Annotated in this window: 13 protein-coding genes; 9 read left to right on the top strand and 4 right to left on the bottom strand. The window is 59.2% G+C overall.

Annotated elements, in window-relative coordinates; all coding sequences use genetic code 11:
- Positions 1-24: 24 nt before the first annotated feature.
- Entirely contained in the window at positions 25-522 is a 498-nt protein-coding gene (locus QCD60_RS13505; RefSeq protein ID WP_104153409.1) for an RNA pyrophosphohydrolase, read from the bottom strand.
- Positions 523-669: 147 nt separating this feature from the next.
- Between QCD60_RS13505 and QCD60_RS13500 the strand changes: the two genes are divergently transcribed.
- Entirely contained in the window at positions 670-1,329 is a 660-nt protein-coding gene (locus QCD60_RS13500; protein ID WP_279786118.1) for an HAD-IB family hydrolase, read from the top strand.
- A gap of 202 nt (positions 1,330-1,531) precedes the next feature.
- On the opposite strand, the gene QCD60_RS13495 is transcribed toward QCD60_RS13500, so the two are convergent.
- Positions 1,532-1,804 carry an RNA-binding protein gene (locus QCD60_RS13495; protein ID WP_279786116.1) on the bottom strand — a complete coding sequence of 91 codons (273 nt, stop codon included), beginning with the start codon at positions 1,802-1,804 and terminating at the stop codon, positions 1,532-1,534.
- Between the two features lie 301 nt (positions 1,805-2,105).
- Positions 2,106-2,732, bottom strand: a complete 627-nt coding sequence (locus tag QCD60_RS13490; protein ID WP_279786114.1) for an HD domain-containing protein — start codon at positions 2,730-2,732, stop codon at positions 2,106-2,108.
- A gap of 101 nt (positions 2,733-2,833) precedes the next feature.
- On the opposite strand from QCD60_RS13490, the gene pcaQ reads away from it, so the two are divergent.
- The 7 genes from pcaQ to pcaG all read left to right on the top strand — a co-directional run bounded on the left by pcaQ (position 2,834) and on the right by pcaG (position 7,315).
- On the top strand, positions 2,834-3,757 hold the full coding sequence (gene pcaQ, locus QCD60_RS13485; RefSeq protein ID WP_279786111.1) for a pca operon transcription factor PcaQ: 924 nt from the start codon (positions 2,834-2,836) through the stop codon (positions 3,755-3,757).
- A gap of 95 nt (positions 3,758-3,852) precedes the next feature.
- On the top strand, positions 3,853-4,011 hold the full coding sequence (locus QCD60_RS13480; RefSeq protein ID WP_104153418.1) for a YqaE/Pmp3 family membrane protein: 159 nt from the start codon (positions 3,853-3,855) through the stop codon (positions 4,009-4,011).
- Positions 4,012-4,027: 16 nt separating this feature from the next.
- Entirely contained in the window at positions 4,028-4,423 is a 396-nt protein-coding gene (locus QCD60_RS13475) for a T6SS amidase immunity protein Tai4 family protein (RefSeq protein ID WP_279786108.1), read from the top strand.
- Positions 4,424-4,741: 318 nt separating this feature from the next.
- Positions 4,742-5,554, top strand: a complete 813-nt coding sequence (gene pcaD / locus QCD60_RS13470) for a 3-oxoadipate enol-lactonase (protein WP_279786105.1) — start codon at positions 4,742-4,744, stop codon at positions 5,552-5,554.
- Positions 5,547-5,933, top strand: coding sequence for a 4-carboxymuconolactone decarboxylase (pcaC, locus tag QCD60_RS13465; RefSeq protein ID WP_279786103.1), 387 nt, complete (start codon positions 5,547-5,549; stop codon positions 5,931-5,933). The genes pcaD and pcaC overlap by 8 nt, the downstream gene beginning before the upstream one ends.
- A 54-nt stretch (positions 5,934-5,987) precedes the next feature.
- Entirely contained in the window at positions 5,988-6,704 is a 717-nt protein-coding gene (pcaH, locus tag QCD60_RS13460; RefSeq protein WP_279786101.1) for a protocatechuate 3,4-dioxygenase subunit beta, read from the top strand.
- 2 nt (positions 6,705-6,706) lie between these two features.
- A complete protein-coding gene (pcaG, locus tag QCD60_RS13455) occupies positions 6,707-7,315 on the top strand; it encodes a protocatechuate 3,4-dioxygenase subunit alpha (protein WP_279786099.1) in 609 nt (202 codons plus the stop codon).
- Between the two features lie 199 nt (positions 7,316-7,514).
- Here the strand turns inward: pcaG and QCD60_RS13450 are convergent, their stop codons facing one another.
- Complete coding sequence (locus tag QCD60_RS13450; protein WP_279786096.1) at positions 7,515-9,476, bottom strand: alkaline phosphatase D family protein; 1,962 nt, start codon at positions 9,474-9,476, stop codon at positions 7,515-7,517.
- Positions 9,477-9,649: 173 nt separating this feature from the next.
- On the opposite strand from QCD60_RS13450, the gene QCD60_RS13445 reads away from it, so the two are divergent.
- Complete coding sequence (locus QCD60_RS13445) at positions 9,650-12,655, top strand: hypothetical protein (RefSeq protein WP_279786094.1); 3,006 nt, start codon at positions 9,650-9,652, stop codon at positions 12,653-12,655.
- Position 12,656: the final 1 nt, after the last annotated feature.

Genomic DNA, 12,656 nt, shown 5'->3' with positions numbered 1-12,656 from the left:
AGCCATCTGTTTACCCTTATGTAACTACCCCATGTCGCGTCCATAGCAAAGACGCATATGGCGTGTGGATAACTCCCGCATGGCGCGGCGATAGACCTCACGCTTGAACGATACAACCTGGCCCAGCGGATACCAGTAACTTACCCAGCGCCAGTGGTCAAATTCCGGCGACGGACCCGCATCAATACACACCCGCTCGTCTTCAGCCAGCAGACGCAGCAAAAACCATTTCTGTTTCTGACCGATGCAGACAGGCTGGCTGTGGTAACGTACCATGCGCTTGGGCAAACGGTAACGTAACCAGCCACGGGTACAGGCAAGAATCTCGACGTGTTCCGGGTTTAACCCCACCTCTTCCTTGAGTTCACGAAATAGCGCCTGCTCAGGGGTTTCGCATTCTTTGATACCACCTTGAGGAAACTGCCACGCATCTTGTCCGATGCGCCTTGCCCAGAGTACCTGCCCTTGTCCATTCGCCAGGATGATGCCCACATTGGGCCGGAATCCGTCTTCGTCGATCACGGAATCACCCTGTCATAACTTTGAATTAGCCTTATTCTTCCACAACTGCCCAGATTCACCAAGGGCTGGTGCAAATACAAAACTTTTTGGAAACAGCAGCTTAGCCCCGCCTTGTAACGGGGTATGCAAAAACCGGGAGAAACGACCTTGAGACTGGCCATTTTTGACCTTGACCATACCCTGATTGGCGGTGACAGCGATCAGGTCTGGGCCGATTTTCTGGCAGAATCCGGCCTGGTGGACGGCGATGCCTACAAGGCCCAGGTCAGTGCTTTCTATCAGGATTACATGGCCGGCACGCTGGACATCCATGCCCACCTCAGCCACTCACTGGCACCATTGAGCCGCTTCAGCATGGCAGAGCTGGATTCACTGCATCGTGACTACTTTGCCCAGAAAGTGCTGCCACTGCTGCAACCCAAGGCCCATCAGTTATTGCAATGGCACCGTCAGCAGAATCACTACCTGCTGATCATCACCGCAACCAACCGCTTTATCACCGCCCCCATTGCTGAATATCTGGGCGTGGACGATCTGATCGCCTGTGAAGCCGAAATTATCGACAACCGTTATACCGGTCGTCCCATCGGCGTCCCCAGCTATCGCGAAGGCAAGGTGACGCGGCTGCAGGAGTGGCTCAGGCAACACCCCGAACTCAGTCTTGAAGGCAGCTACTTCTACAGTGACTCCCACAATGATCTGCCCTTGCTGGAGCTGGCTTCACAGCCCGTCGCCGTCGATCCGGACGACGTACTGAAACAGGTCGCCACCGAGCGCGGCTGGGACATCATCAGCCTGCGTGGCTGAGACGCTGTTGACACTCACCGGTCCGCTCCCAGCAGGCGAAGAGACCGCACTGACCAGCGGTGCACGACAGATCATCAATGCCGTCAGCACCCGCTAATGCCACAGACTCTCTGCTGCCTGGCATCTTCAGTGCACAGGCAACGCAAACAACAACGGGAAGCACTGCTTCCCGTTGTTGTTTACCTGTCTCACTACCGATTGATCAGTAGCGTGGACGACGCTGTGGACGATCACCACGTGGCTGCGCCTGATTGACCTTGATGTTACGGCCTTTCAACGGCTTTTCATTCAGTGCTTTGATCGCCTTGTCAGCTTCGGAGTTACTGGGCATTTCAACAAAGCCAAAGCCTTTAGACTCACCAGTAAACTTATCAGTTACCAGAGAAATGCTCTCGACCGTACCGAAAGCAGAAAATGCGTCGCGCAAATCGGCTTCAGTGACAGTGTAAGGAAGATTGCCGACATAGAGATTCATTGAGTATTACTCTTAGTGGATGCATGCGTTGTTCGCGAAGTCATCAATCAGGTTACCAAGCGCACAAATAACCTGTTCAAAGCTGCCAGAGGCAGAGGGGAAGGAAGGCTGACAGCCTGAAATGCCACAAACAAGGCAGCATCTGCCCGGCAATATCCACTGAGGAGCCAGGTACAAGACCGTTATTACTGCAACGAACCTGAAGAGTGACTAAAAAGTGTGCAATCCGGCCGACACAGTATGCCTCTTTCCCCGCAATTGCACCCTTTATTTGCCAGCGGCATAGGTCTGGTGCCTTTGTTTATACAATCTCCTGTTGTAACTGCGACAGATAGCACCACATAAACTGCGTTCGCTCTGCTGCTTCTGCGCGCCCGGCCGCCGTAATGAAAGACTGCTCCAGTCTGAGCAGCTTGGTATAGAAATGATCCAGACCAAAGTAAAGATCATCGGGCTCACGTTCAGTACAAAATGGGTCATCCAGGCTGTACAGCGTCCGCTGCAGCTGGCCACCCACGATAAATGTTCTGGCGATGCCGATAGCCCCCAGAGCATCCAGACGATCCGCGTCCTGCACTACTGCCGCTTCCAGCGTACGCGGCGTGATGGCCGCGCTGAAACTGTGAGCACAGATGGCGTGATGAATCGCCTCCAGCCAGCGGGCGGGGTAATCAATCTGCTCCAACAGCACTACCGCCTGATCAGCACTCAGGCGTGAACCCTGACTGCGCAGCGGTGAATCCTTGGCCACATTGACGCAGTCATGCAGCCAGGCGGCAGGCAATACGATCGCCAGCTCGGCCCCTTCCGTACTGGCCAGCCGGCGCGCATTGGCTACCACCCGTTCAATATGAGCCAGATCATGGGCCGCATCTTCGACCATGACCTGACGTAACAGCGGCAAAAACAGCTCACGGTCATTCATCATTATTCCTCTCAAACCCGCCGGCTCAAACTCAGCCTGCTACTTGTTCTGTCACCGACTGGCTCCTACACTCGCCCCCAAAGTCTTCCTGACCGGAGTCATCGATGTCAGCCCTGGATAACCGTATCAAGTTTCGCCATCTGCAGTGCTTCCTCGAAGTGGCACGTCAGGGCAGTGTCGGTAAAGCCGCGCAGGTGCTGGCCCTGACCCAGCCTGCCGTCTCCAAGAAGCTGGCAGAACTGGAAGACATGCTGGGTGTGCAGTTATTCGAGCGCAGTAAGAAAGGTGTCAGCCTGACCGCTTTCGGTGAAGTCTTCCTGCGTCATGCCGGCGCCAGTGTGGCGGCCCTGCGTGAAGGCGTCGACAGCATCCTGCAGGCCCGCCGTGGTGACACGCTGCTGCGCATCGGCGCCCTGCCCACGGTATCGGCGCGCATCATGCCCGACACGGTACGCAAGTTCAAAGCCAGCGGGGCTGATGCTACCGTCAGCGTCCAGACCGGTCCCAATGCCCTGCTGCTTGAGCAACTGCGCCTGGGTGAGCTGGATGTGGTCGTTGGCCGGCTGGCCGCCCCCGAGCAGATGACCGGCCTCAGCTTCAGTCATCTGTATTCCGAACGGGTGGCCCTGGTGACCCGCCCCGGCCATCCGCTGCAACAGGACCATATCACCCGTCTGGACCGTATCCAGGACTTCACCGTGCTACTGCCCTCGGATGACTCCATCATCCGCAGTACGGTAGACAAACTGCTGATCACCCATGGCATCGGCCATTTACCGGATCGCATTGAAACCATTTCCACCGAGTTTGGCCGCGACTATGTGCGCCACTCCGATGCTATCTGGATCATTTCCCACGGCGTGGTGGCCAAGGATATTGAAGAGGGCATCCTGATCGAACTGGATATGGATACCCGTGACACCATGGGGCCGGTGGGTATCACGACCCGTACCGACCTGCAGGCCAGTGCCTCGCTGGAAATGCTGATCGACTGTATCCGTCAGGTTGCAGAAGGTATCCAGGCCTGAACAGCCTGTTTCGATCCCGTCACTATGACTTGCCTGCGCACCTCATGGCAACCAAACACAGAGATACCCCCCTTCGCCGCTACAGGAGCTTTGTCATGGATCTGATTCGCATCATCTTCGCCATTCTGCTGCCACCGCTGGGTGTTTTTCTGCAAGTCGGTTTTGGCGGCGCGTTCTGGCTCAACATTCTGCTGACGCTGCTGGGCTATATCCCCGGTATCGTGCATGCTGTGTGGATCATTGCACGACGCTAATCTACGAGTGGAGCCCATGGGACGAACATCTGCCAGCCTTGCCCTCAGCCTGTCACTTTCCGCCTTCGCCCTGTCGGGCCTGTGGCTTTCGCAAGCTCAGGCCGACACCGGCACTCAGTACTCAGCGCAGGACAAGTTACGCAACTGGGCTTTGAGCCATTGTCTGGCCAAGGCCTACGGTACGGAAACCGCTGCCGGCCGCGATGCCTCCATCACCGCCAGCATTGCGCTGGAGCACAGCAAGGCCAGCGCGGAATCCATGCAGAAGCTCGACGCCATGGTGGACAAGTACCTGCGTCGCAGCTACAGCGGCCCGGTACAGGGCCAGTTCAAAACCAAAAAGTGTCTTGACCTGTACACCAGCGCCGAGCTGAAGACCCTGAGCAAAAATATCGTTGCCAGAGATCGCTGAACGGTACTGCCGGTGAGCCGCCTCCTGCGGCCCACCCCGCCTCTCCCTTTCTTTCCCTGTCGTACTCCCCCTGCAACCAGAGCCCTGCACCTGACGCCTGCGGCAACACTGCGTCTTGCCCCCTGATGGCTGCTCACTATTGCAGCAACTCAAACGTATTCATTCCGTTTTCGATATATAAAACAGCCAAAACCTCATTTTACATGCAGAAAATGGAGAGTATTTTTAAACCATTCGCTGATATAAGGATAAAGACAAACACCCACGGCGAAGCCTTCGTGCTTACGCCTGTCTTTATCCTGACAGGAGATCTGATTGATGAACGTGTTGAATATCGACGGTTGCCGCATCCACTACAGCCTGGAATCCACCAGCCAGGATGCCAGTGGCCCGATCATGGTATTTGCCAACTCCCTGGGAACTGACTTCCGCGTCTGGAATCCGCTGTTGCCTTACCTGAGCGCCGCCATCCCCGGTATTCGTTTCCTGCGCTACGACAAGCGCGGCCACGGCCTGTCTACGTCCACGCCAGCGCCCTACAGCATGCAGCGTCATATCGACGACCTCGTCATGCTGCTCGACAGCCTGCAACTGAAGCAGGTGCTGCTGTGCGGACTATCCGTCGGCGGCGTGATCGCTCAGGGTGTCGCCGCCCAGCGGTCTGATCTGGTCAAAGCGCTGGTACTGTGTGATACCGCGCACAAGATCGGCACCGAAGACGGCTGGAACACCCGCATCAGTCTGGTCAGGGAACAGGGCCTTGCCAGCATCGCCGACAACATCATGAAGGTGTGGTTCGCCCGGGATTACCACGCTAACCATCAGGATGAACTGCAGCTGTGGAAAAACATGCTGATCAACTCACCGGTCGAAGGTTACGTCGGCACCTGCGCGGCGCTGCGTGACAATGATCTGACCGCATCAACCAGTCAGCTGACCCTGCCTACCCTGTGCGTGGTCGGCGAGGAAGACGGTTCGACACCGCCTGCGCTGGTGGAATCCATGGCGCAACTGATCAAGGGATCCCGCTTTGTCACCCTGCCTGATGCCGCTCACATTCCCTGTGCGGAACAGCCTGAAGCGCTGGCAGGCCATATCGCCACCTTCTTCAAGGAGAACGGCCTTGTCTGATGAACGTTATGAAAGCGGCATGCAAGTGCGCCGCTCGGTATTGGGTGACAAGCACGTTGATCGTGCCAGCGCCAATATCACCGACTTTGATAAAGACTTTCAGCGCTTTATCACTGAAGCCGCTTGGGGCAGCGTCTGGAGCCGCGATGGCCTGAGCAAACGTGATCGCAGCCTGATCACCATCGCCCTGATGGCCGCTCTCGGCCATCACGATGAACTGGCGATGCACATCCGCGCCACCATGAACACCGGTGCCACCGTGGAAGAAGTGAAGGAAGTGTTACTGCAGGTCGGCCTGTACGCCGGCGTACCTGCCGCCAACACCGCGATCAAGATCGCCAAAGAGGCCTATGCCAGCCTGGCGAACAATCCTGTATAGGCAGCGAAGCGTTATTACTGCCTGACGACAAGAACAAGCATTCAGGAGATTCCTATGAGCGCCCGTGATTACAAGGCCGCCTACGGCCAGCGCGACTGGAGCAGCCATCCCGGCTACATCGATGAAGGTTACAAGTCCACCCGTCTGCGCGGCGTGGATCAGGCTCTGGTAGAAGTGAGCACCACACTGGCCGAAGATACCGGCCCGGTATTCGGTGCCGAACACGTTGGCCCGCTGGACAGCGATCTGACCAGGAACGGTCAGGTCAATGGCGAGCCGCTGGGCGAACGCATCATCGTTACCGGTCGCGTACTGGACGAACATGGCAATCCGGTCCCCAACACCCTGATCGAAGTCTGGCAGGCCAATGCTGCCGGTCGCTATGTCCACAAGCGTGATCAGCACGATGCACCGCTGGACCCCAACTTCCAGGGTTCAGGCCGCTGTGTCACCGACAGCGAAGGGCGTTACAAGTTCTACACCATCAAGCCCGGTGCTTATCCCTGGGGCAACCACCCCAATGCCTGGCGTCCGAACCATATTCACTTTTCACTGTTCGGGCCGACCATTCGCACCCGTCTGGTCACCCAGATGTATTTCCCCGGCGACCCCCTGCTCGACCTCGACCCGATTTACAAGGGCATTCCCGAGGCCGCACGCAGCCGTCTGGTAAGCACCTTCTCCATTGATGTCACCGAGGAAAACTTCGCTCTGGGTTACATCTTCGATATCGTCCTGCGTGGCCCCAACGCCACCCCGCTGGAGGGCTGATCATGGCTGACAAGAAGCTCAAGGAAACCCCAAGCCAGACCGTTGGCCCGTACTTCGCCTACGGCCTGACTCCGCGTCAGTACGGCTACCCTCTGCCCCCCATTACCTCCGGCAAGCTGGCCAGCGACAAGACGCAGGGCGCTGCCATTGAAATCGTGGGGCAGGTGTTTGACGGGGCCGGTAATACTGTTGATGACGCCATGATCGAAATCTGGCAGGCCAACAGCAGTGGTCGCTTCGCCCACCCGGCCGATCAGCGTGAAGAACGTGCCCTGGACCCAGAATTCAAGGGTTTCGGCCGCATGGGCACCGGCACCCTGCCCGGTAACCACTTCCAGTTTGAGACCATCAAACCCGGCAGCATCGAAGAAGGCCACGCGCCTTTTATCAACGTCATCGTACTGATGCGCGGCCTGCTGATTCACTCCTACACCCGTCTGTATTTCGAGGATGAAGCGGCGGCCAACGCCCAGGACCCGATCCTCAGTCAGGTGCCGGAAGGTCGTCGCCATACACTGGTGGCCAAACGTGTCGACAGCCCCTATGGCGTGCGTTATCGCTTTGATATCCGTATGCAGGGCGACAACGCCACGGTGTTCTTCGATTACTGAGTGACATCTGAAGGTCAGCCGCACAGCCTGCTGCTGGCCGCTACCGAGTTGTGCAACGTTACCCTTACGATGCCAACCGCTGCTCCTGCCCTGGCGCCTGTCTGACAGGCCCTGTCGTGTCTGGACGGGCAGGTGCAGCCCCTTTCAAGGACCTTTGCGGGTCCTTTTTTCTTTACGGCTCAGCACCAAACGACGCTGATCAGGCCCAGTGCTCCTCTTCCCCTTCGTGCACTTCAAAGGCCAGTTTGCGTCCGTCCACCATCAGCTGTACCACTTCCAGCGGCTCACCGGCCGGGTCCAGCCGCACATACCCCATCCCCGCCCCATTGATCAGCCGCTCCCCGCGTGAAGCCTGCTGTGGCCGACGGGGATGAACCCGCATCCGCCGCCGTTTGGTCAGCCAGTTCAGCGGCGACCAGGGGGCATACAGCCAGCGATTAAGTCGGTCGAAGCTATCCAGCAGACGGTGAGGGAACTCATTCTTCAGACCGCTGCTGGTGATTTGCCAGATTGTCGGCCCCTGCCGGCGAAAACGCAGATGAATGTCGTAGACAAAGGAGTAATGCACATCACCGGACAGGATGACGAAATGCTGCGGGGTGCGCGGATGACGGAAGATATTCAGCATCACGTTCGCCGCTCCCGGATGGGCCATCCAGTTCTCGGCGTCCACCATCAGCGGTTTGCCGAACCAGGTGAACAACCGCTGTATCGCCTCGATCAGCTTGACCCCGAATACCGGTGCCGGAGACACCAGCACGACCGCCTGACGGTCCATCAGCGTCTGTTGCAGCTCCACCAGCGCCTCCCAGTCCATCAGCCCTGACGGCCGGGCCAGACTGCGCTCGGAGCGCCAGCGCTGGGTGCGGGTATCCAGCACCACCAGTGCCGGTTCGGTGGCCAGCGCGTAGTGCCAGTAACGACTGCCGAGCACATGTGTGATCAGTTCATCATGACGTTGCGCGGCCTCACCCTGCTGCGCATGCAGCAGCCACTGCTGTAATTCCGGCATCACGGCGGCAAAACGTTCAGGCTGGTTACCCCAGCCCTGACACAGCAGATAACCCAGCAGGGCATTGCCAATGATGCGGCGGGAAAAGGCATTGCCATAAGCGGCTTCTTCCCACTCGGCATTCAGATTCCAGTCATCGGTGACATCGTGATCATCAAAGATCATATAGGTTGGCAGGTGAGCAAGGACTCGCCTCACTGCGGTCAGCCCACCAGCAAAGGCCTCGATATGCTCCCGCTCCCGCTCAAAGCACTGCCGGGCCTCAGTCGCCAGCCGCGCCGGGCACGTCAGCTGCACATGACGCCACAGCAGCGGTGACCAGACCAGACAGTACATGGCCACCACTTCAGCAAAGGTAATCAGGTGGTTGTGTGCCGAGTCGGAGGTAAAGATCGGTTTGCGCACACCGCGAAAGAAACGCCGTCTGACCTCTTCTGCCAGATCCGTGTCCGGCAGCAGGTGCTGACGGTCGTAGTAACAATGCTCGCTGTCCAGCAGTTCGGCGCTGGTGCTGACCCTGGCCCCCTGCAACTGTTCCGGCCACAGCCCCAGCAGCGCCATCACCTGATGAATGGCGACCAGCATCGGGCCAGCCACATCATCGGCATAAATCTGATCACCGGAGAGCATCATCAGGCTGGGCCAGTGATCACTCTGCTGACGATGTTCGGCCAGCCACTGGTCGGCCCGCACCAGACCATCGCCAGCGGGGAAGTGCGGTTTACGGCAGGAGCCATGCAACAGCTGGGTCAGCTGCTGACGCACCACAATGCGCGGCAGCGCTTCATTGTCATAACACAGCTCGGGCGCCCACTGGCCGATCCCCAGCCAGCCCACCCCAGGCTGATCAGGGTGCTGATACTGCAGGTCATAGCTGACCGGCTGATCATCAGGCAGTGGCTGCGCCAGTTGGAAATCCAGCAGGTGAATCCAGCAGCGCTGCCCCACCTGCAGGGCCTGAGAGGTTCCGGCCGGGCGCTGCCCGGCCTGCTCCGTGCCGCCACCGACGCTGAGTTTCAGCTGCCACTGCAGTGGGCGGGTGCTTACCAGCCAGAACACCAGCCGGCCCGCTTCAGCGCGCCGCAACAGCGGACCGGCAACAATGTCAGGCAAGCCGGAAGAGGCGCTGGCGAGGTCAGGGTGATCCATAACGGCATCCATACTGCTGTCCAAATTCGTCCATAGTGATGACATCACCGCGCCCTTGCCAGTCAGCAGCTGCTTCAGTCTGCTGCATGGAATGACATCACTGTCAGCGCGCTCTGCAACCAATCGCGCTGAAAAGCGACTCAGGTAGCATGCTTGAAGTCTCAGGAGGCGCCATGACACGGGTCACTCATGCCGGACTGCCGCAGACATCGCTGCCGGCGGCAGTGGACCAGCCATCCACCTTGCAGCGTTCGCAGTCGTTACCGGCATCCAGTGCGGAAACCACCGCTCAGCAGGCACGGCTGACCGACCGGCTGGCATCGCTGCAACGCAGCAGCCGCAGTGGCGTGCAGCAGGAGCTGCAGCACCTGCTGGCGCAATCCTGGCTGTATCAGCGTACCCAGCAGCAATCGACCCACGGGATCTCCTTTACCGATCTGCGCCGCCAGCAGCTGGCCAGTATGCGGGGCGGTGAACAGATCGCCAGCCAGTATGGTCTGCACTTCGCCAGGGAAGGAGAGCCACCGCGTACCGCCGACCTGCGCCAGAGCAGCAAGATAGCATTGCGCCACCCGCTGGATACCGACTATGTCAGGATCAAACCTTCCACCGCCCAGCTCGACCGCTGCCTGGCGCTGTATCATGCCGCAGGCGGTCAGGAGGATGACAACGTTCTCTTTATAAACAGCCGCCATGCGGCCAAGCAGATCCTCAAGCAGCTGTGCCGGGATGGTAAGACACCTGAGCATTTCACCACTACGGCAGCCTATCTGGACCAGCACCTCAAGCCCTTGCAGCCGGGGCTGTTTGCCCTGTATCTGGCAGACGGTCTGGCCATTGAGGATGGTAAGAGCTACTGCGAGCATTTTGGTGGTGCGCCCTCCCTGTACGCTACCAGCGGCCCGGAGACGGGGGCCGTCGCTCACGACCCCGCCGTTGATAATCTCAGTTTGCTGCAGCGGCTCCGGGGTGCCGATGCTGTCACGGCAAAGCTGCGTGCGATCCCGGACGGCCATGCCATGTCAGCGCTGGCCAACACCGCAGCCGACCTGATCGACTCGCTGGTGACGACGCTGCAGGAGAAAGGGCTGGACCAGCAGCACCGCCATAATCCAGTGCTGGCCAGCGGTCTGCAGGCGTTGCATGCGGTGGCTGACAGCATGCCCGCGGTCAGCCGCAACAGTGCCCAGTTTATCAATGCCTACAACATCCTGATGGAGGAGCTGCAGGTGTGCCTGAGCGCCAGCCGCCCTTATGAGCTGCATGATTTCCATCAGGCAGCTGCCAGCACCGCCGGCCATCAGTTATTGCCACCTTCGCTGCGTCAGGACAGCGAAGTGCGACTGTTCAGCTCGGGTATGGCGGCGCTGTCGACCGGCCTCAATCTGTGCCGCAAGCTGGTGGGCACCAGTAAGGTGGAAGATCTGCTGAAACCGTCAGGGGAGAAAATCCCCGACTACTATGAAACCACTACTCTCCGCGACTACCCGCAGCAGGCATCACTGCTGAGCCGTGCCAGAAGCAGTCTGAAAGCCGGACTGCATATGCCCAGAATGAGCGGCAGGGCCTTCAGTGCTGCACTGCACAACAGCGTGCCCAGCCAGACAGGCCATCGTGCCGAGGTCACGGTTGAATCGCTGGTCGGCGCCATCAACAGCAAACTGGCCGCGGCCTCGCGCTTTAGTAAGCCCATGGTGGTGATGCTGGACACCACACTGGAGCAACGCGGCGAAGTCGACCGCCTGCTCCATCAACTGGCCAGCCCCTTGCAACAGGGCAAGCTGCGGCTGGTCCTGTGTAAGAGCCTGCAAAAATACGCCAACCTCGGCTGCGGCAAGGCCATGGGCGGTACGGTGGCACTGGTATCGGTCAATGATCAGGCCGCCCAGCGGGCCAGGCAGAGCCTGCAGCTGGCCGAGCGCGATGTGAACTGGATGGCAGGCAACGAAGCCCAGCTGCTGACCCATATGCTCCGGCAGCGCGAGCATGAATTTGATCTGGTCGATCACGCCAGACAGAATCTGGATTTTGTCAGCCGCACCTGTTTCCACGGTCTCGCGGGTCACGCCCGGTTCGATGCTCATGATCCGGCACTGCCTTATGCCGTCATGCTGCATGACCAGCAGAACTACCACACCCTGCAGCTTACGGATCAGCACGGCACGGTCAAAATCGACATTGGGATGGCGGCCTATATTGATAACAACTACGTCAATCCGCGTGCCGGCTTTGGTTACGCCGACACCACCCTCTCTTCAGCCCCCCTGAACGGGCTCGGCGCCGACCGCCTGTTTATCGGTCAGGAAAGCCACGCCGAACTGACGGAAGCCTTCTATCTGGCGGGCAGGATGATGCAACAACCCCACTGCCAGTGGGGCTGGCCGCAAGCACGGCAGCTGATCGACGCGCTGGTCCGCGAGGGCCTGCGTCAGCACCCGATGGACGACCAGCGACCGACAACGCTGGCACAGACGCTGAACCATATCGGCCGGCAGGAGCTGCCTGCCAGTACCGCCGCCGCGACCGATATACAGGCACAACGCCAGCAGCAGGAGACAGATCAGCGGACAGGCTTCACCCTTAACAAGATCGTCTCGGTGATCAATCTGCTGGGTAACTTCACCCGCAAACTGGGCGGACCGGAAGGCTGGCAGCAGGGGCCGGACCGCCAGCTGCTGGATGAACTGCTGCCGCCGCTGATTCAGTCGGGGTTACCGGGAGTCTCCAGCCTCGGACGGAGCAATGTTATGGCGCTGCATACCTTTCTGTGCCGGGCCGACATGAGCAGTGATGACCCGGCCCAGCAGCAGGCCGGCCTGAAGCGGTTGCTGGATGCCAGCGGTCGGTTGCCCGGTCTGCCGCAGCAGGTTGATGGTCTGCTGACCATTCCCGAGCAGGTATTTACCGCGGCCGACAAGGCCACCAAAGAGCACGTGATCAACACCCTGCTGCTGCCTGCCGATATGCCGACACGCCTCAGTGTGATCGGTAATCTGCTGGCGCGGGGCAAGCAGCAGCTGGCTGAGCATTGCCTCACTGCTGCCGAACAGAGCCTCGACCGTGGCGCACTGAAGCCGGAGACCTTCAGCCAGATCAGCACCCCGGGGCAGATCACCACCCTTGGCCAGCAGGAGCGACTGGACTACTTACGCCAGCTGGCAGCCAGACGTCAGCCATAGG

Origin of the sequence: Pokkaliibacter sp. MBI-7 (assembly GCF_029846635.1) — a bacterium.
Classification (GTDB): Bacteria; Pseudomonadota; Gammaproteobacteria; order Pseudomonadales; family Balneatricaceae; genus Pokkaliibacter.
This window is presented reverse-complemented; position numbering and strand designations above follow the sequence as displayed.